At 54.6% G+C, this 21,015-nt stretch carries 13 protein-coding genes; 6 read left to right on the forward strand and 7 right to left on the reverse strand.

Features of this window, described 5'->3' with window-relative positions; all coding sequences use genetic code 11:
• The first annotated feature begins 22 nt into the window (after positions 1-22).
• The 3 genes from glnD to ACMV5I_RS20100 all read left to right on the forward strand — a co-directional run bounded on the left by glnD (position 23) and on the right by ACMV5I_RS20100 (position 4,175).
• Positions 23-2,686, forward strand: coding sequence for a bifunctional uridylyltransferase/uridylyl-removing protein GlnD (glnD, locus tag ACMV5I_RS20090; RefSeq protein ID WP_202810361.1), 2,664 nt, complete (start codon positions 23-25; stop codon positions 2,684-2,686).
• Between the two features lie 42 nt (positions 2,687-2,728).
• Positions 2,729-3,553 (forward strand): 2,3,4,5-tetrahydropyridine-2,6-dicarboxylate N-succinyltransferase, encoded by an 825-nt coding sequence (gene dapD, locus ACMV5I_RS20095; protein ID WP_021179905.1) that lies wholly within the window; start codon positions 2,729-2,731, stop codon positions 3,551-3,553.
• Between the two features lie 232 nt (positions 3,554-3,785).
• Positions 3,786-4,175 carry a DUF3461 family protein gene (locus tag ACMV5I_RS20100; RefSeq protein WP_021179904.1) on the forward strand — a complete coding sequence of 130 codons (390 nt, stop codon included), beginning with the start codon at positions 3,786-3,788 and terminating at the stop codon, positions 4,173-4,175.
• A 409-nt stretch (positions 4,176-4,584) separates the two neighbouring features.
• Here the strand turns inward: ACMV5I_RS20100 and ACMV5I_RS20105 are convergent, their stop codons facing one another.
• Complete coding sequence (locus ACMV5I_RS20105; protein WP_196062804.1) at positions 4,585-5,034, reverse strand: flavodoxin; 450 nt, start codon at positions 5,032-5,034, stop codon at positions 4,585-4,587.
• A 33-nt stretch (positions 5,035-5,067) separates the two neighbouring features.
• Complete coding sequence (gene truC, locus ACMV5I_RS20110) at positions 5,068-5,826, reverse strand: tRNA pseudouridine(65) synthase TruC (RefSeq protein WP_414825137.1); 759 nt, start codon at positions 5,824-5,826, stop codon at positions 5,068-5,070.
• A 218-nt stretch (positions 5,827-6,044) separates the two neighbouring features.
• Here truC and ACMV5I_RS20115 point away from each other — a divergent pair, with 218 nt between their 5' ends.
• Positions 6,045-7,124, forward strand: a complete 1,080-nt coding sequence (locus tag ACMV5I_RS20115) for a linear amide C-N hydrolase (protein WP_414825138.1) — start codon at positions 6,045-6,047, stop codon at positions 7,122-7,124.
• Positions 7,125-7,408: 284 nt separating this feature from the next.
• Positions 7,409-8,728 (forward strand): alpha/beta fold hydrolase, encoded by a 1,320-nt coding sequence (locus ACMV5I_RS20120; RefSeq protein WP_202672089.1) that lies wholly within the window; start codon positions 7,409-7,411, stop codon positions 8,726-8,728.
• A 175-nt stretch (positions 8,729-8,903) separates the two neighbouring features.
• Here ACMV5I_RS20120 and pbpC read toward each other — a convergent pair whose 3' ends face one another.
• The 4 genes from pbpC to ACMV5I_RS20140 form a co-directional block, all read right to left on the reverse strand.
• Entirely contained in the window at positions 8,904-11,267 is a 2,364-nt protein-coding gene (gene pbpC, locus ACMV5I_RS20125; protein WP_414825139.1) for a penicillin-binding protein 1C, read from the reverse strand.
• Positions 11,268-11,322: 55 nt separating this feature from the next.
• A complete protein-coding gene (locus ACMV5I_RS20130; protein ID WP_414825140.1) occupies positions 11,323-17,319 on the reverse strand; it encodes an MG2 domain-containing protein in 5,997 nt (1,998 codons plus the stop codon).
• Positions 17,320-17,388: 69 nt separating this feature from the next.
• The gene (locus tag ACMV5I_RS20135; RefSeq protein ID WP_414825141.1) at positions 17,389-17,832 is read right to left on the reverse strand and encodes a hypothetical protein; all 444 of its coding nucleotides are present in this window, start codon (positions 17,830-17,832) and stop codon (positions 17,389-17,391) included.
• A gap of 235 nt (positions 17,833-18,067) precedes the next feature.
• Entirely contained in the window at positions 18,068-18,394 is a 327-nt protein-coding gene (locus ACMV5I_RS20140) for a YqcC family protein (RefSeq protein ID WP_024484306.1), read from the reverse strand.
• A gap of 208 nt (positions 18,395-18,602) precedes the next feature.
• Here ACMV5I_RS20140 and ACMV5I_RS20145 point away from each other — a divergent pair, with 208 nt between their 5' ends.
• Positions 18,603-19,841 carry an MFS transporter gene (locus tag ACMV5I_RS20145; protein ID WP_414825142.1) on the forward strand — a complete coding sequence of 413 codons (1,239 nt, stop codon included), beginning with the start codon at positions 18,603-18,605 and terminating at the stop codon, positions 19,839-19,841.
• A 620-nt stretch (positions 19,842-20,461) separates the two neighbouring features.
• On the opposite strand, the gene syd is transcribed toward ACMV5I_RS20145, so the two are convergent.
• On the reverse strand, positions 20,462-21,010 hold the full coding sequence (gene syd / locus ACMV5I_RS20150) for a SecY-interacting protein (protein ID WP_414825143.1): 549 nt from the start codon (positions 21,008-21,010) through the stop codon (positions 20,462-20,464).
• Between the last annotated feature and the right edge of the window lie 5 nt (positions 21,011-21,015).

Consider the following 21,015-nt stretch of genomic DNA (forward strand, 5'->3'; position numbering starts at 1 on the left):
CTTTTTTTATGGGCGGCGAAACATGTCTGAAAATTATCGTGAGCTAGAGACCCCGGCCGTACCCAATAAGCCGGATGCTCCCAGCACCTATGGCGATGAAGAGATCAATTGCCTGGTCCTCAAACAGCGGCTTGAGCAGTTTCAGCAGTGGCTGGCAGCGGCCTTCAATGCCGGTGCCAGTGCCGAAAGCCTGGTAGCGGCGCGCAGCAAGTTTATCGATCGGCTATTGCGGCGGCTGTGGCTGTTTTACGGCTTTGACACTATCCCCGAAACGGCGCTGCTGGCCGTCGGCGGCTACGGCCGTGGTGAACTGCACCCGCTGTCTGATATCGACGTGCTGGTGCTCAGCCAGACTCGCCTGAACGATGAACAGGCCGCTCGCGTCGGTGAATTCATTACCCTGCTGTGGGATCTCAAGCTGGAAGTCGGCCACAGCGTGCGCACGCTGGAAGAGTGCCTGCTGGAAGGCTTGGCGGACCTGACCGTTGCCACTAACCTGATCGAATCCCGCATGATCTGCGGCGACGTCGCCCTGTTCCTGCAATTGCAAAAGCACATTTTCAGCGACGGCTTCTGGCCTTCGCCCAAATTCTTTGACGCCAAGCTGATCGAGCAGCAACAACGCCACCAGCGCTATCACGGTACCAGCTACAACCTGGAGCCGGATATCAAGAGCAGCCCCGGTGGCCTGCGTGATATTCATACGCTGATGTGGGTGGCCCGCCGCCATTTCGGCGCCACCTCGCTCGATGAGATGGTCGGTTTTGGCTTCCTGACCCAGGCCGAGCGCAACGAATTGAACGAATGCCAAAGCTTCCTGTGGCGTATTCGTTTTGCCCTGCACCTGGCGCTACCGCGTTATGACAACCGCCTGCTGTTCGATCGCCAGCTCAGCGTGGCCCAATTGCTGCGCTACGAGGGGGAAGGCAATGAACCGGTAGAGCACATGATGAAGGATTTCTATCGCATGACGCGCCGCGTCGGCGAGCTGAACCACATGCTGCTACAGCTGTTCGATGAAGCGATCCTGGCATTGGACGCCACGGAGAAGCCGCGCCCGCTGAACGATGATTTTCAACTGCGTGGCGATCTGATCGATTTGCGCGACGAAACGCTGTTTATCCGCCAGCCCGAAGCCATCATGCGCATGTTCTACCTGATGGTACGCAACCGTGAAATCAAAGGTATCTACTCCACCACCGTACGCCAGTTGCGCCATGCGCGCCGCCACCTGAAACAGCCACTGTGCAACATTCCCGAGGCCAGAGAGCTGTTTATGGCCATTCTGCGACATCCAGGCGCGGTCTCACGGGCGTTGGTGCCAATGCATCGCCACAGCGTGCTGTGGGCCTATATGCCGCAATGGGGCAGCATCGTCGGCCAGATGCAGTTCGACCTGTTCCATGCCTATACCGTCGATGAACATACCGTGCGCGTACTGCAAAAGCTGGAAAGCTTCTCCGATGAGGAAACACGCCCACGCCATCCGCTGTGCGTGGAGCTCTATCCTCGCCTGCCTCACCCAGAATTGCTGTTGCTGGCGGCGCTGTTCCACGATATCGCTAAAGGACGCGGCGGCGATCACTCCATTTTAGGCGCCCAAGACGCCTTGGAGTTCGCTGCATTGCATGGCTTGAACTCACGCGAAGCACAGCTGGTTGCCTGGCTGGTACGCTGCCACCTGCTGATGTCGGTTACCGCGCAACGGCGTGATATTCAGGACCCGACCGTGATCCAGCAGTTCAGCAGCGAAGTGCAAAGCGAAACCCGGCTGCGCTACCTGGTTTGCCTGACGGTCGCCGATATCTGTGCCACCAACGAGACCTTGTGGAACAGTTGGAAGCAGAGCCTGTTGCGCGAGCTGTATTTCGCCACCGAGAAGCAACTGCGCCGTGGCATGCAGAACAGCCCGGATCTGCGCGAGCGGGTGCGCCACCATCGTTTACAGGCGCTGGCACTGTTGCGCATGGACAATATCGATGAAGAGGCGCTGCACCATATCTGGAGCCGCTGCCGCGCCGACTATTTCCTGCGCCACTCGCCGAATCAACTCGCCTGGCACGCCCGCCACCTGCTGGCCCATGACTCAACCAAGCCACTGGTGCTGGTCAGCCACCAGGCTACGCGTGGCGGCACCGAGATCTTTATCTGGAGCCCGGATCGCCCTTACCTGTTCGCCGCCGTTGCCGGTGAGCTGGATCGGCGCAATCTCAGCGTGCATGACGCCCAGATCTTCACCAACCGCGACGGCATGGCCATGGACACCTTTATCGTGCTGGAGCCAGATGGCAGCCCGCTGGCCCAGGATCGTCATGCCGCGATCCGCCATGCGCTGGAGCAAGCGATCACCCAGCGAGATTATCAACCGCCGCGCGCTCGGCGTCCGTCGTCCAAGCTACGCCATTTCAGCGTGCCGACCGAGGTCAGCTTCCTGCCAACCCATACCGATCGCCGCAGCTATCTGGAACTGATCGCACTCGATCAGCCCGGCCTGCTGGCGCGCGTGGGTGAAGTTTTCGCCGATCTGGGTCTGTCGCTGCACGGTGCACGTATCTCCACCATCGGTGAACGGGTCGAGGATTTGTTTATTTTGGCCGATGCCGATCGCCGGGCGCTGGATCCGCAAACACGCAGAAAATTAGAACAACGGTTGACAGAGGCACTCAATCCAACCGATAAAATGTGATAAAAGTAACCTTTCGTAAATAAAATCAGGACAGAGAACAGCATGCAGCAATTACAGAACGTTATTGAAAGCGCCTTCGAACGCCGTGCGGACATTACCCCGGCCAACGTAGACACCGTAACGCGTGAAGCGGTAAACCAGGTGATCGCCCTGCTGGACAGCGGCGCCCTGCGCGTTGCCGAGAAGATCGAGGGGCAATGGGTTACCCATCAGTGGCTGAAAAAAGCCGTCCTGCTGTCTTTCCGTATCAACGACAACAAGGTAATGGACGGTGCAGAAACCCGCTATTACGACAAAGTGCCGATGAAATTCGCTGACTATGATGAAGCTCGCTTCCAGAAGGAAGGCTTCCGCGTGGTACCACCGGCAACCGTGCGTCAGGGGGCATTTATCGCTCGTAACACCGTGCTGATGCCTTCTTATGTCAACATCGGCGCTTACGTCGACGAAGGCACCATGGTAGATACCTGGGCCACCGTAGGTTCTTGTGCGCAGATCGGCAAAAACGTTCACCTGTCCGGCGGCGTTGGTATCGGTGGCGTGCTGGAGCCGTTGCAGGCCAACCCAACCATCATCGAAGACAACTGCTTTATCGGCGCGCGTTCAGAAGTGGTTGAAGGCGTGATCGTCGAAGAAGGTTCGGTGATCTCCATGGGCGTGTATCTGGGCCAAAGCACCCGTATCTACGATCGTGAAACTGGCGAAGTGCACTATGGCCGCGTGCCTGCGGGCTCGGTGGTCGTGTCCGGCAACCTGCCTTCCAAAGATGGTTCCTACAGCCTGTATTGCGCAGTAATCGTCAAGAAAGTGGACGCCAAGACCCGTGGCAAAGTCGGGATTAATGAGTTATTGCGCACTATCGACTAAGCTTGAACGGCGGGTGTATCACCCGCCATTTTTTTGCCTTCAATACGCGGGCCGTCACAGTCTGTGACGGGCGTTTTCGCCATACTCTCTGGCAGTGAAATATTCCTGATGTGTTTCGATTTGCAGCTTACAACACTGCATATTGCGCGTTCAGGGGAATATATAGCCCTATGGATTTCAAGCTACAGCTTGAAAGACGACGGGCTTAGTTGATTAAAAGGTGGCGCTAATTATGTATGACAACCTGAAAAGCTTGGGTATCAATCAACCGGAAGATATCGATCGCTATAGCCTGCGTCAGGAGGCCAATAACGACATCCTCAAGATTTACTTCCGCAAAGATAAGGGCGAGTTCTTTGCCAAGAGCGTGAAGTTCAAGTATCCGCGCCAGCGCAAAACCGTGGTGGCAGACAATGCCGGCCAGGGTTACAAAGAGATCCATGAGATCAACCCCAACCTGCGCTACGTGATCGATGAACTGGATCAACTCTGCCAGCGCGATCAGGTGGAAGTGGATCTGAAACGCAAGATCCTCGATGACCTGCAGCATCTGCAAAACGTGGTCACCAACAAGATTGCCGAGATCGAATCCGATCTGGAAAAGCTGACGCGCGGTAAATAACCACCACCATCGACCTAATACTTGTCAGTTTAGGACGATTGGTCGCCCCTCACCCCTGCCCTCTCCCGCTGTAGAGTCCAGGGATCTCTTAAACAAAGAGATTGGGAGAGGGAGCGAGCCCGGAGTCACAGGCAGGTACAGGTGTTAACTTGTGGCACGTTCAGTCCCCTCTCCCTGTGGGAGAGGGTTAGGGTGAGGGGGGTCACATTTTGCCGGTTTTCCGTGTGATAGGGTAAATCGGTAATCGATAGGGTAGTTACTGCTCCGGCAGGCAAAACCTAATTCTTTAACGCTTGCTGGCTGCGGCCTTGAGTGCTTAAGGGATTAGGTTTTTTTTTGTTTTATCTTCACCACAGGAGATAGCAGGAATAAAGTCGTGCCTGGCTGCTCGCCACCAGGCATCGAGAGGCTATTTCAACAAGGCGCCCCACTGCTCTACCCACGGGCAGGAAACCACTTCCGGTTCAGGTTGCTCGATCGCATCGATCTCCAGTACATCACCTACACGCGTCGCCCCCTGCTCTTGCAGCAAAGCATCAAAGGTACGCCCGGCACCGCAGAAGTTGTCATAGCTGCTATCGCCCAGAGCAATCAAGCCATAACGCAGCTCCGGCTGATAGCCCACCTGGTCGCGGATAGCCTGGAACAGCGGTGCAATACTGTCAGGCAAGTCCCCTTGCCCGGTGGTGGAAGTCACGACCAGCGCATAATGCTGGCGGTAAAACTGCCACTCTGCCAGCGTCCCTTCCTCAAACACTTTGGCCTCATGGCCCTGTTGTTGCAGGATATTTTCTGCCTCTTCCGCCACTAACAAAGAGTTACCGTAGACCGTTCCAACGAAAATGCCGACCTGAGCCATCGTTGCTGCTCCCTTATGACCGTTAAAAAATGATTAGCTATCCTGACCGTTAGCCTGCTGAAACTCAAGTTCTGGCAGCACGTTATGCCAGCCAAATTGTGACATGACACCTTGCCAATCAGCTTCCCAGGGCGCGGAAATATGCAGCGGTTGGCCGCTCACCGGATGAGTAAGTTGAAGATGGCTGGCGTGCAGCATCAGGCGTGAACAACCAAAATGTTCGGCCATCCCACGGTTTTGCCGCAAATCACCGTGAGCGGTATCACCAATAATCGGATGGCGCAGATGCACCATATGACGGCGCAGCTGATGCTTACGCCCAGTCTCTGGTTTCAGCTCAACCAGGCTATAGCGCGAGGTGTCATAGCGGCCAATCGAAACCGGCATCTCTACCGTTGCCAAGGGTTGATAATGGCTTACCGCCGGTTTTGGACCTTTGTCCGGGTTGGCATGTTTATCCGCCAACTTATCCAGCTCTTCCGTCAGCGCATAATCAACGGTGCCCCCCTCTAAAACATAGCCCCGCACCACCGCGTGATAGGTTTTCTGTACCTGATGCAATTCAAACTGTTGCGACAATAACCGAGCCACATCGCTGGACAACGCCATCAGCAATACACCGGAAGTAGGACGATCCAGACGGTGTACGGTAAATACGTGCTGGCCAATCTGATCGCGCACGGTTTGCATTACAAACCTCGTCTCGTGACGATCCAGCCAGCTACGATGCACCAGCCAACCTGAGGGTTTGTTAACGGCGATCAGATGTTCGTCCTGGTACAACACCTTCATAGAGTGATTTTTTCCATAGATTAATCATGCATTTTATCTCCTCCCCCCTGCAAGCTGCAGCCTGCTGGCCAGTTTGCAGGGGGAGAAAATAGGTAATTGATTGATTCTATCGTCAAACATAAATAATGACGAAACGAAAATCCCGTTTGGCGCTCTCGTTTTTGCCCCACGGGTCAGTAGTGCCTACACTGTACAAAAAGTAGCAAGGAGAGATAACATTGAATTGGAATATAACGCTTTTGATAACCCCCCTTTTACTGTCTATGTGCGGCATTCTGTTTTCACCCCAGTTGGCAATGGCCTGTACTCGCGCGGTCTACCACGGCGAAGATAACCTGGTGATCACCGGCCGCACTATGGACTGGAAAGAACAGTTGCACTCTGACCTGTGGATTTTCCCACAAGGAATGGAGCGCAGTGGTAATGCAGGCAGCAACTCAATCAAATGGACATCCAAATACGGCAGCGTCGTGACTTCCGCCTATGGTGTTGCAACCACCGATGGGATGAATGAAAAAGGCCTGGTAGCCAATATGTTGTGGTTGGTTGAATCTCAATACCCGGCATTCGATGGCCAGCAGCCAACCTTATCATTGGCAGCATGGGCACAGTATGCATTGGATAACTTCGCCACGGTGCAAGAAGCGGTTAACGCACTGGAAAAATCCCCCTTTATCGTAGTAACCGGCGGTGTGCCTGGCCAGGAACGTTTGGCCTCCCTTCATTTGTCGTTGTCCGATGCCAGTGGGGACAGTGCCATTTTCGAATACATTAACGGCAAATTAGTGATTCACCATAGCCGCGACTATCAGGTCCTGACCAATTCCCCTACCTTCGAGCAGCAGTTGGCCATCACCAAGTACTGGCAAGGGATTGGGGGTAACGTCATGCTGCCTGGCACAAACCGTGCTGCCGACCGTTTTGTACGCGCACAGTTTTATATCAACGCTATCCCGAAATATCATCAGGCCAGGCTGGCAGCCTCTAGCGTGCTGAGCGTTATGCGCAATGTTTCTGTGCCCTTTGGCATCACGACCCCTGAAGAACCCAATATTTCTTCCACTCGTTGGCGCACCTTGGCCGATCAAAAGAACAAGCTGTATTACTTTGAATCAGCACTGGGCAGCAGTACTTTTTGGGTAGACCTGAAACGGGTCGACTTTGCTGCTGGCGCTCCGGTTAAAAAGCTGGCGCTGGGTAAAGATGAGATGGCAGATTTTACCGGTGAGGTTTCCGCTGAGTTTAAAACCAGCCCTCCCTTTGAATTCCTTGCTGCCGACGTCATAGATAACGGCTGAGCCCGATCGATGTTGACTGGTGGCCCCCCGCCACCAGTCCTCCCTTTGTATTCATCAGTCAAGAATACTTATTCAGTCACATTCTCACAAAAATTGACTAAAATTTAATCATTTGTGCATTTGCTAAGTTCCTTCCTCCTGTTACGCTGATGTTCACTCTTCAAACTCCGGACCATTGTTGCTTATCGATAAAATAGAGTAGATCTGAACGTTCCAGGTAAACACCGATATGGCATTAAAATAACCGGCAGAAAAAAGAGAACACCATAATAGGGAGAGAAAACATGAGCGTTGAACGAGAATATTTGTTGCCAGCAATCTGGGTACGTGAACACCTGGTCCAGGTCCCGCTGAATTGGTTCAATAACAAGGATACCCGCACCATTGAGATCTTTGCCCGTGAGTTGGTTGACCCGTTACGCCGTGATGAACAACTCCCTTGCCTGCTGTTTTTACAAGGTGGTCCCGGAGGAAAAAGCCCACGCCCTACGGCACGCAGCAGTTGGATTGCCGAAGCCCTCAAAAGTTATCGGGTGATCCTGCTCGATCAGCGTGGCACCGGGCGCAGTAGCCGCATTGAAGGCAAGAGTCTGGCCGGGCTAACCGCCCACCAGGCAGCAGATTACCTGGCCTGCTTCCGCGCCGACTCGATAGTGAGCGATGCCGAATATCTGCGTAAAAACTGCTTTGGCGATCGCCCGTGGAGCACGCTGGGGCAAAGCTATGGCGGCTTTATCACGCTGACCTATCTTTCTCAGGCTCCGGAAGGTCTACACTGCTGCTTTATGACCGGCGGCCTGGCCAGCCTGCAGCCCGATGCCGATGAAGTCTACGCTCATACCTATCCGCAGGTGATCGCCAAAAATCGCATCTTCTATCAGCGTTACCCACATCTGGAGCCGCTGCTTGGCCAGATTGCCGACAAGCTGGAGCAGGAAGAGGTGTTGTTACCCGATGGCGACCGGTTGACCGTACGCCGCCTGCAAAGCCTGGGGATCGATCTTGGCATGAGTGAAGGTTACGAACGGCTACTTTGGCTGTTTGACGAAGCCTTTAACCCAGACGGTGAATTCAGCGACACCTTCCTGTCGCAGGTGATGGCGTTGACCAGTTACGCGGAGAATCCGCTGTTTGCCGCGCTGCATGAAAGTATTTACGCGCAGGATAAGGCCACCAACTGGGCCGCCGAGCGGCAACGGGGCAACTTCAATGCTTTCGCCGAGGATCGGCGTCCGCTCTACCTGACCGGGGAAATGATCTATCCCTGGATGTTCACCGAGATCGCCGCTCTGCGCCCCTTCAATGAGCCCGCCAAGCTGCTGGCCGATCGCCGCGTGTGGTCACCGCTGTATAACAGCGATCGCCTGCTCGACAATCAGGTACCGGTATTTGCCGCCATTTATTTCAGCGATATGTATGTCGATTTGAAGCTCTCGCTGGCGACGGCGCAACAGGTGGGTAATTTGACGCCGTGGATCACCAACGAGTATGAGCATAACGGCTTACGCGTTGGTAATGTTTTTGGTCATTTGCAGACAATGGCGCAGAAAGCGGGCATTTACGCCCCCTCATCCCAATCCTCTTTCGCAAGGATAGCGAGCTGATGGGCCCTGCTCTTTTGGAAGTAAAGCGATAATCTCAAGCAAACTCTAAAGCTGTTTTGGAAGTAGAAGCAAACTCAATAACCTTCTTTATCCAAGGTAAGTCACTACCATTTCAAACACGCTCGATCTGTCCCCTCTCCCTGTGGGAGAGGGTTAGGGTGAGGGGAGAGGTATCTTAGTTCACCAACTCAATGGTGATCAGGCGGCTATCGGCCCGCCCATGATCGTCCACCGCCCGGATGCGATACTGGCCATTGTTGACTGGCCGCCAATCGATGGCGGTTTTACTGGCGCTGCTGCCTAGATAAATATCATCGACAAACCAATACACCGTTTTACTGTCCGCGTCCGTCACCGCATTGAAGGAGATTTTGTCACGCCCCTGTTGAGATTGCCGCAAGGTATAGGTGGTATTTTTCAGCGGCGAGGTAATGCGCGGCGGGCTGCCACCGATCGCCACCGCATTATCCTTGCAATGGTTTACCGGCGGAGCCCGCTTGGGTAATCCAGCCTGCGCAAACACGTTAGCCAGATCGGAAGGCCAGAACTCAAACACTTCGGTACGGGTTTGTGTTTCATCATACGGCGGGCAGGCCACCTCACCGCTGTTAATATCCAGCACCACCGGACGATAGACGGTATCGACCTTGATCGGCGACTTGCCGGGGATAAACCAGGTTTTGCCTTTCTGCTGGCACCATTGCGTCGGCAGGTTGCCGCTGGCCAGGCAAATATCCACCCGCTTCAACTGTTTCGGGAAGGGGTGTTTCGGCTCCTGCAAGGCCGGATAGCTGGCGTTAATGCTGTCGATAATATTGAAAAATAGCGGGGCTGCCGCATCGGCCCCCACAAACACGTTGTTGCCTCTGCTGTCAAAATTCCCTTCCCATACCACCAGCACGTAAGGCCCGAAGATCCCGACGCTCCAGGCATCGCGGAAGCCCCAGGAGGTCCCGGTTTTCCAATAGACCGGCAGGGATGACGAGCGTTGTGCCAAAGTGTCACCAGGCCGGCGGTGCTGGCGCAATATATCCAGCGTAGTGAAGCTGGCTTCTTCACTAATCAAACGGATTGGTGGCGGATAGGCATCACTCTTTTGCATCCGTAATGGGCGCAATGCGCCCCGGTTGGCCAACAGCGCATACAGCTTCGCCAGTTCCTGGGCTGTGATTTCACCGCCCCCCAACACCAGCGACAACCCATAATGGTTTTCACTGGCCAGGTTGGCGATGCCGGACAGGCTTAAAAACTGATAAAACGTCGGCTGCCGTAGCTGGGAGGCCACGTACACCGCTGGAATATTACGGCTGAAATTCAACGCGTCTGTCGCCGTTACCGGCCCCAGGAAACGTCGGTCAAAGTTTTCTGGCGCATAGGCGCCAAAGGACGAAGGCACGTCCTTGAGGATGGTCATCGGATGCAGCACGCCCTGCTCCATCCCCAAGGCATAAATAAAGGGCTTGAGAGTCGATCCTGGGGAGCGCTTGGCATTGGTCCCGTTCACCTGCCCCTGGATCTCGCGATTGTAATAATCGGCAGAGCCCACCAGCGCCCTTATCCCCATATCACGGCTGTCCACTAACAGCACCGAGGCATTATGGATCCCCCGGCTCTGGTTACGGACAATAAATGCGTTCACCTGCCTTTCGATCAGCCGCTGGAGCCCGGCATCCAACGTGGTATCTACACGGGTATCCAACTGCACTAACTGCTGGGTCTGTTGGCGCAACTGTTCGATAAAGTGTGGAGCAATGTACGGCATCCGTTCTGGCTGGCGCAGTGCCAAAGGGAGTTGAAACAGGGCACGCTGACTGCTGTCGGTGCTATACACACCTTGCCAGCGTTGAAACAGGCGGTTACGGGCCTGCGTCAGGGCTTGCCCCAACACGCCGGTTTTAGGGTCGATACGATAGCTGGGTGACTGCGGCAACACCGAGAGCGTCAGCGCCTCCGGCAAGGTGAGATCCTGCGGTGCCTTGGCAAAATAGATCAGGCTGGCCGCACCGATGCTTTCAATATTGCGGCCATAGGGGGCGTAATTGAGATAGGCTTCCAGAATATCGTGCTTGGAATAGCTGAGTTCTAACTGAACGGCCCGCAGTACCTGCATCAGTTTACCGCCAGGTGTACGGGTATTCAGATGCCAATGCATGCGCGCCAACTGCATGGTGATGGTCGAACCGCCCTGCATTTTGCCACCGGCTACGTAGCTGCGCCAAAAGCCACGCAGCAGGCTGACGGGGTTAAATCCGGGGTTGTAATAGAACCAGCGATCTTCATGCAGCAAAATACCCTGCACCGCCAGCGGCGAAATCTTTTCCAGCGGCGTCCACAGGCGATAGCGATCGTCATTGGCTAACGTGAGGCGCATCAGCGTCCCGTGGCGATCGTAGTAAACCGTGGAGAAGGGCACGCCCTGCGAAAGAGGAGGATGCGGCCACAGCCGCGCTCCTACCAGGCCCAGCGCCAGCAGAAATACCGCCATCAAGATATTTTGCAGCCAGCGTTTTGCCACAGCAGATGCAGGAAGGATTCTCATGGAGTCTCGGTACCCACGAACCCCGCAGCTCAACGCTGCGGGGTATCGCGATGGCTTATTGACTTTCCGCCGGTACAACCACCAGTTTACCGCTGCTGGCAGACATGGCCTGCACTTCACGATCGTACATGGCTTCACCATAAGCCGGAGGGATCACAAAGCTACCGGTGTTGGTTGCTTTAATCTGGTAGACAAACTCCTGCACGTCGGTGCTGGCGCTACCATAGATGATCACTCGGTCTTCACGGATATCGCTGTAATCAGGAGCCCAAGTGGAACCCGAGGCAGCCAGTGGCGACTGCCACCCTGCGTCCGTATTCTCGTTGGCTTCACCGTCTTCACCGGTCGATTCTGGCTCTGGTGCCGTTTGCTGCACCACTTCAAATCCGCCAGGCAGCAGATCGACAATCGCCAGGTTGCTCTGCCCTTCTTTCGAATTGGCGCGGATTTTCAGATGAACGTTGATCTTCTGCCCCAGCGTCACCTGAGTGACAGGTTTACCCTGTTCATCGGTGTAATCACGGGTAATTTCCAAACCGCGAGCAATGGCTTTCTGTGGAGCAGCCAGATCGTAACCAGCCTGAGTGACCACATACCAGGCCAGAGCGTCGGCGCTGTTGGTAAAGCGAATAGCCTTGGCCTCGGCGGTAAACTGACCTTTGGCAAACAGCCCTATCATCTCTGAAATCACCTGCGGATCGACGTTACCTTGCTTGCCAAGCTGCGCAATCGTCAGCGAATCTGTGGCATTGGCCTGCGCCGCCACCTGAGCCGAGTAGCTTTCCAGCGCCAGGATACTCATCGCCGAAGAATAGGTGGTGTAGCGCTCTTCTTTCAACGCCTTGACCATGTTCTCCAGCACCTGCGGAGGGATGGAAGAGACCTTCTCCGGGAAGTGGCGAGCGATCAGATACAGACGCGTTGCGTCCTGCACCAGTGGATCGAAGTAATTCTGCGTCCACCAGCCTTTGTCATAGGCTTTGCTCAGTTGCTTCCAGCTAGGCTCCAGCAAGGCATTAGCCTCATCGTCCATTTTCAGCAGACGGTAAGACGATGCCAGATACAGGGCACTCAGATCGGTTTTCCAGCTGTCTGGATACAGTTTCTGCAACGTATCCTGCACCAAGGCCAGCGAGTTGGTGGTAATTTCGCCCTGCAAGGTCAGCAGGTAGACCGCCCAGGTACGCAGACGCAGATGATACATATCATCATAACGGTTGGCTGCCAGCTCACGCAGCGCGCCGTTGGCATCTTCCAGCATCCCTACCGGCAAGGCATAACCCGCCGCTTTGGCTTCCAGCAGGTATTGCACCACGTATGGCGTGACGAAAGGATCGGTTTCCGGCGATGAACGCCAGGCACCAATGGCCCCGCTGTCGTTCTGGCGGGAACGCAGTACACCGAGCAGGTTTTTCAGCTGTTTGCTGACTTCGGCCTGGCTCAGGCTGCTTTTCATTTCCGGATGCTGGCTTTGCATGATCAGCGGAATGGAACGGCTGACGATCTGCTCAGAACAGTAATACGGATAATCCGCCAGATACTGCGCCAGGCCGTTGGTCAGCACCAACGGGGAGTGAGAGACCGCCGCGCTACGCTGCGCATAGGCATCAAACATCTGCCGCAGATTATCAATATTCTGGCTACTGCCGCTCATGCGGCCCATCACCGTCTGGGTGCGGTAAGGCATTGCCGGACGTACCGAGGTGCTAATGGTACGGCGGCTGGTTTTATCACCATAACGCGCATCAAACACCAGCGGAGCATCACCCAGTGCCGCCTTGGCACGCAGGCGGAAGTTGATCACGCCTTCACGCTTCTCCGCCAATGACAGACTTTGCTCGGCCTTCCCCACCACTTCCAACTGCGGCGGTGGCGTCAACTGCACGGCGATCGCCACAGGTTTACCGTTCAACCCTTCGAGATTATTGCTAACCCCTACGCTGACATCAAACTCATCCCCCGGAGCCACCATGTAAGGCACGTTCGGCGTCATGATGAAGTTGTCACGTACCGTCGCGGAGGTTTGGGCCTTGCCAATTTTGCTTGGCGTAACCGAAATGGCCATCACGCGGATCTTGCCGTTGAAGTAATCCGGCACCGGATAGGTAAACTGCTTCTCGCCGTTGACTTCGGTAATACCAGACCAATAGGCCACCGGCTTGTCGCGCTTGCGTTTGAACGGATTCAGGTTGAGATCCAGCCCTTCACCCGCATCACCGCCCGGTGCCGCCGAAAGCGCCATCAGCTTGCTGAATTCCGGCAGGATCAGATCGAGGATCTGCGAGCTTTCCACGCTCAGCTCACGCTTACGGAAGAAGTACTCCAGCGGATCTTTCAGGCGGTAACGCGCTACCTGCAAGATCCCTTCATCTACGGCAAACAGTGCCACCTGCTGAGGACCATCGGTTTTCACCGTCATCGTCAGGTTTTCACCCGGCTTAATTACCTCAGGTGTTACTATTTCCAGGCCGTTTTGCCGGGCTTTGGTGCTGATTTTAAACGGCATGACGCCATAGCTCAGCGGGCTCATAAAGATCTCGCTGGAGTTCACGTCGCGCACAAACTGCACGTTGATATAACCGTTGCCTTCCATCCCGGCCGGAACCCGGATTTTCTGCACCGAGCTGGTAGTGTCGGTGTGGAACCACTGCCAGGCATAGACACGGTCTTTTTCGATGGTGATCAAACCGCTGCCGGTATAAGGCGCGTTGATCGCCACTTCAATTTCTTCACCCGGCTGATATTCCGCCTGATTCAGTTTCAGCTTCAGTTCGGCATTGCGATCCAGCGAACGGCTGAGGTTGGCATTGCCCGCCACGCTATAGGCGATACGGTTGAGCACCTTGCCCTGTGCATCTTCGATCACCAGGACGAAGTCACCCGGGGTGTCGGTTGCCAAGGTCAGATCGGTGCCCTGCTCGCTCAGCGCCAACGGCTGCTCGGACAACTGCACCTCTTTCATTTTCGACTGGTATTTATAAACGCCAGAATCCTGCTTGGTCAGCACCGAGATGTATTTCTGCTCGATCAACACCTGCTTCAGATCGGCGAGCGCAATCTGTTTCAGAGCAGGATCGACGGCAATCACGTTCAGATTTCGCGCCGAACCCCGGTTGATGTAGCCTAAATCACCGTCTGGCTTCACGCCCACCAGATAGTCATACGGCGATACCAATACACGAGCGGTGGCGGCAACGGAACGTCCACCGCCGGCCACAAAGGCTTCCGACAGCAGTTGCAGCTGATAGGTGGCATCGGCATAGGACTTCAGGTCCAGCGGAATGTTCGCCACGCCCTGCTCGTTGGTAGTGCGGTCTTCCAGTTCAGTTTCAAAACCGTCGCTATTCTGGCGGTTCTCAAAGAAGGCGTAATCCGGGAAGCGATCAAAGCTTGGGTACATTGGCCGCAGCGTCAGCTTCGAGGTAACTCGGCGATCCTGGGCAGGCGTGCCAAACAGGTTCTGCACATCGATGTTCGCCTGCAGCTCAGAAGGTTTTACCCACCCTTGCTGCCGGTTTGGCGTCAACTCCAGCTTCACCTTCAGTTGGTCTGGCTCAAACTCTTTCACGTTGACGGCGGTATGGCCGAGCAAGGTGGAAGTGTCGTTATTCTTGCCAATCAGATACAGGTAGACGTTCCATTCGCCCGTGGGCGCGTTTTCATCGGTGGTGTAACTCAATTCATTGAAACCACTGCCACCGAGAGTCAGCGGCACCGTCGTCATCAATTTGTCGCGCGGATCGCGGATCTCGGCACGCACTGGTACGCCAGCCAGGGCAACGCCCCAATCGGCCGCACGGGTAATCAGACCAATATTGAAGGTATCGCCTGGACGGTACACACCACGATCGGAGAACAGGTAACTGCTCAAAGTGCGTGGATCGATGGGGGTCTCTTCCCCTTCAATATCAAAGCGGGAGAAATCCAGCCCGCGGTCGTTGTAGCGGGTGGTCGGCAAGAAGGACACATCGCCCTCTTTTTCCACCAGGAACATCACCGGCTGGCGTTCGTTGGTATACACGTCCAGCGATGGGAAACGCACGTGACCATTGGCATCGGTCACCTGGCTGAGCAGCGTCACGCCGTTTTTGGCGATCACCGAAACTTTGGCGTTACCGACTGGCGCACCGCTGTGGATAGATTGGACAAACACATCACGCGTTTTATCCTGCGAACGTTTGGCAATAATCCCCAGATCGGTCACGACAACAAAGCGCGAATCCCCCACGCTTGGTGAATCATCCCCTTCCTGCTCGCCCTGATCGCCTTCATCCTCTGCGGCCTGCGTTTTTTTCTTTTCAGGCTGCCATTCCGACAGCGTCAGCAGGAACACGCCGCGATGGGAATCCGTGCTGGTGGACAGGTAACGTGAGAGGTCGATGCCCTTGTAGCTCACTTCACCCGGCCGATCGTTGTTGATGACCGTTTGATATTTAAAGTGTTCGGTAAAATATTCATCGTTAAGCTGGTTGAACTGGGCCGAAGAGTATTCGCTGCTTTTGAATGAGACGATATGTTGCAGCTGGCTTGGGATCACCCGCTTGATATCCAGACGCAGGCCGGGCACGTTACGCGCCGCCACGCTGATTTGCTTGTCGCCATTCACCGACAGCAGAGAACCCTGTGACATAAACTGCAAGGTTTTCGGGAAATCGGGTACTTCGACGATACGGTAGACCTTCTCCGGCATTTTATAGCCGCCCGAAGAGGTCATCAGGTTGGTGATTTCCAGCAGCATAAAGCGGTGAGCCGGTGCGTCAAACTTGAAGCTGAACTGCGGTTGATAGGTCTCTTCCGCTTCATTCAAGGTCAGCGTCAGCGGCGTAGACTGGGCCATCACGTTGTTTTCGATGCTCTCGGTCCCGCCCCACTGATAAAAATCATCCGGTTCGTTACTGGCTTCGGAATCGTTAGGGTTATGCTGCGGCAATAACCAAGCCTTGACCGCACGCCCGGCATCTTTGTCTTTGATCGCATCGCTGAAGGCGACGATCAGCGCACGTTGGCCTTTGGTACCATCGCTATCCACCACCTGAGCACTGGCATCCTTCACCGTGAGGCTATACAGGGTTGGCACCGATACCCAGCCGTCTTTTGATTGAGCGATCTCATTGGCAGACACCACCGACTTGATGCCCTTACCCAGTACCAGATGCACTTTACCACCGTGATCCAGCGCTTTCAGCGGTTCAGAATGCACCCAGGCGTTCAGCTTCTTGGCATCGTAGACCAGGGAGAAATTGAGTTTCTTTTCAGATTTGGCGTTGGCTTCGATCAACCCCATGGCGATCTGCTTTTCAAAGCTGGCCACGTCGACTGGCGCATTGAATTTGACGTTGAAGATAGCGCTACGCTTTTGCGGATCTTGTGGGTCTTGATAATACTCGGCTTGCCCAAGTTGGTAGTCAAAAGCCGGAGCACTAAAGCTGTAGTTGGTATTGGCGAGTTTAATCTGCGGGGCCAGTAACACCGCGGGCTCGAGCTTAACCTCATATTTGCTGCCCATCGGCAATGGGTTTTTCGGCGTGAAGACCAGGGTCCAGGCATTATTCCATTTCCACTGCCCTTCAAGGGCCGGGCTGATGGAGATGCCTTTTTCCACGGCCTTGCCGGCATCGGTCAAGGGTGCCACGGAGTTTCTAAAGGTGAGGGTGACCTGCTGCGGCGCAGATTTCTGCACGGCATAGTTAACCGGCTCAGGATCGGATACCCGCACGCTGGTTTCCTGATACACCATCGGTGCCGGTTCAATCGGCTGTGGCCGATTCAGCCACCAGTGCCATCCGTAGAAAGCACCACCCGCGGCGCACAACAGCACCAGCAACGACAGGCTAATGGCCTTGGGATATTTGTCTACCCCGCCTTCCAGCCGCAGGAAGCCACGCTTCACACCGCCAGATACCGCTGCCCACCAGGCAGGTGCATTCCAGTTCAGGTTGCCCACCACCGGCTTGAACAGCCGCCCCAACAGGCCAAAAATCACGGCCAACAGGCGGAACAGGCCTTTGATCAACGTAAAAGGCAAACGGAGGATAAACTTCAGCAAATCCATGATTGCAGCACCTTTTTAATCCTTGAAAGACACCCAGAGACAAGGTTCCCGACGGAGGAACCTAAGCAGCTAACAGCCTGCACCAATTCCAGAAATCAGTGACAATACCAATACAATAAGAAGAATGGTCATGATCACGCCAAAAGCAAACATGGCCATTTGAAAAGCCAGCGTGCCAATACCGAGCATGACCGCAGCAGAAACCGCGCGCGGGTTTTCCTTACACGCCCCAGCAATAGCGCCCAGGATCACGGCTCCCACCGCCAATACGGCAGTGACGATCTTCAATATCCGATCCACATCATAATGAGGCCGCGAGACCTTTTCGGGGATTTGATGGCCAGCCAATGAGGCCAGCAGTGATTCTTTGATAGCCACCGCTTTGCCCGCAACGAGGCTTTCCAACGTCTGCTGAGGGGCAAATGGACCGGCATAGAAATGCACCATCGCCAATAACAGCGCCAAACCGCCTAGCGCGATCCCCGACCAACCGAATATATTTTGTCTGAGCAAGCGAAACCCTCCCTGGTGACTCGCGGTAATGTGCACATTATCCACTAGTTCCACACGGTGGTGGAAACTCTATTTTAGCCATACCGCGTGAATTGCGCATTGCTACGCATAAATCGGAAATTGCTGGTAAAGCCCACAACAGAGAGGCTAAGCGGGCGCAGCATGCAGCGCCCCTACGGTCGAACATACAGGTCTAATATACAGATCGAACATGCAGGTCTAACTTACAGCGCGATTACAGCTCGATATTGAGCAGTGAATCCAGCTGTTGTAGCAGCAACAGCAGCGGCAGGCAGTTCGGCTGTTTATCCTTTAGCGCTTCTTCAAAATAGGGGGTGATGGCAAAACGCGTTGGTAGTGGCGCATTGGCATCGAGCAGCGCGTGCATCCTTGGCAACAGTATCCACTGCAACCATTCTTCGGCCTGCATGCTGTCGATGCAAAAAGGTTCCGTGCTGGCAAAAGCCTCGGCTTCCGGCGGCGTCAACTGCCACAGCGCCAGATCCCGCATGGACTGTTCAATCGCCTGTAAATTGTGGCGAACCTGGTTGGATATACTCATCGACATTCCCGAACAATTTATCCCCGTCATCTTTCAAGCTGTGGCTAGGCGACAACTTGAAATCTATAGGGTATAGGTATGTAAAATCAGCCTATGGCTGAGAGCCGCAAAGCATAACATTTAAGCCCAAAGCACCCAATTTTATCTGGTGGCGCCACGCCTGGCACGGCACAATACGCGCACCCAAAAATCACACATGATAAAAGACATGCCCGCAACATCACTCAATAAAAATCACGCTACGCCCGGTAAAGCCATGCTGGCTTCGGTTACCGGTTATGCTATGGACGGCTTCGATCTGTTGATACTCGGCTTTATGCTGCCGGTGATCACCACTGAACTGGGTCTTACCTCATCACAAGCCGGTTCGCTGGTGACCTGGACATTGATCGGCGCAGTGTTTGGCGGCGTGATCTTCGGCCATCTCAGCGACCGTTTTGGCCGCATCCGCGTGCTGACCATCACTATCCTGATGTTTTCGCTGTTTACCGGCCTGTGCGCCGTTGCCGTCGGCTACTGGGACTTGCTGGCCTATCGCACCCTGGCCGGGATTGGGCTGGGTGGCGAATTCGGTATTGGTATGGCGTTGATCGCCGAAGCCTGGCCCGCAGAGAAGCGCAACCGCGCCTCGGCCTATGTGGGTATGGGTTGGCAGCTTGGCGTGCTTGCAGCGGCCTTCCTCACCCCGCTGCTGCTGCCTTATATCGGCTGGCGTGGCATGTTCCTGGTGGGCCTGCTGCCGGCGCTGGTTTCCTTCCTTATTCGCCGAACCATGGGCGAACCTAAAGAGTTTACGCAGCAAAAAACCAGCGAACAGCAACTCTCCTTTACTCAACGATTAAAGCTGCTATTTAAAGATCGCGCCACCAGCAAGGCCAGCCTAGGGATCTTTATCCTCTGCTCGGTGCAGAACTTTGGCTATTACGGGCTGATGATCTGGATGCCGACCTATCTGGCCAAAAACTTTGGATTCTCGCTGACCAAATCTGGCGTCTGGACGGGAGTCACGGTGATCGGCATGACCTTCGGTATCTGGCTGTTCGGCGTATTGGCCGACCGCTTTCCCCGTTGGATCATCTTTGTCATTTATCAGGTTGGCGCCGTGGTGATGGTCATAAGCTATGCGCAACTCACCGATCCGATGCTGATGCTGTTTGCGGGTGCTCTGATGGGGGTGTTCGTTAACGGAATGATTGGCGGCTACGGCGCGCTGATTTCTGACACCTACCCGGTACAGGCTCGCGCCACGGCGCAGAATATCCTGTTCAACCTGGGCCGTGGCGTCGGTGGGCTGGGGCCATTGGTGATCGGTGCGCTGGTCACTCAGGTTTCCTTTACCGCTGCGATCAGCCTGCTGGCCGCTATTTACCTGTTGGATATTTTCGCCACGCTGTTCCTGCTACCGAAGAAACAAAGCACGGGCGATACGTTGGGGGCAATCGGGTAAACCTTGAAGGGGGGAAGTCAGGCAGAATTTGCTGTCTGGCTTTGTTCCAGACAAAAAGTTGGGGGCACTGCGTTAACAGTGCCCCCGGTTCGTTTTATAGCTAATCCCGCTACAAGTGTGCTCCCTGCTCAATCCCTGAAAACTTTTCCTTTCGGCCATCCTGACCAAAACAATCCTTCGCAAAATCCTATAGCATCGTCCTGACGCGGTTCCTCGGCCTTCCTGACCCACCAACAATCCTGTGTTGGCTCTCTATCTCCGTCCTGGAGGTGTCCTTGGTTTCAATCCTGAAACATCCTGTGTATCATCCTGATACCAATCCTTTTCACTCTTCCTGAGTGCATCCCTTTCTTCTTCCTGAAGCTGCATCATCCTGACGCTTTCCTGCTCCATCCGGCTTCCTTCCGGTAGACATAAGATCGCTTATTTCCTTCCCGTTAACAAGGGCATGTAGGACGGATTACGGTAAATTTGACTTAACCTACATCGTCAAAAATACATAACAAACTGATATATATAATTAATAATTAAAAAAAGGCTAACTAAAGTGAAAAATTAAAAGCGATCTCTCACAGCTTTTGTAAGAGATCTCGCACACGCACTAAAGGTAAATTAGTCGATTAATTAACTCTGGGGCGTAAAGCATCGAGAAAATCTTCTAAACAGGCGGCTAATAGCGTGCGTTTTTTGCTACCAAATTGCTCAAGCAGCACGTTGCCGCTGACATTACACAGCGACACCACCGTCATTTCCGATTCTGTGGTCGCCAGGAATAACGTAGGCGAGAGCTTAAGGCGTTTTTGCGTCACCAGATGCCCAATCAGATTCTCCTGCAGCCGAATAAAGTCGTCTTCACTCCAGACCTGCAATAGCGTCAACGGATGCTCGCCAAACTCCGCACTCATATCACCGGCATACTGTTGGGTATAGAAGATGTGGATATCCGGCTGTAGTTGCAGTTCCAGCGCCTGCTCCACCTTTTCCAGGCTAGCCGTTGGCGTAAAAGGCTGCGGCAGCCACAGCACCGTATCATCGCGATTTTCGACAATACAGGGGGAAGCCACGCCGTACAGTTCCTGGCTAGCCGGGGCATGGCCATACTGCTGCTGCCATTTGTCGACATAGCGCTGGGTAAATTCACGCAGGGCGTGCGATACATCATGGTCCATATTTT

The sequence above is a fragment of the Serratia sp. T13T92 genome (genome assembly GCF_047530105.1).
In the GTDB taxonomy this organism is placed as follows: Bacteria; Pseudomonadota; Gammaproteobacteria; order Enterobacterales; family Enterobacteriaceae; genus Chania; species Chania fonticola.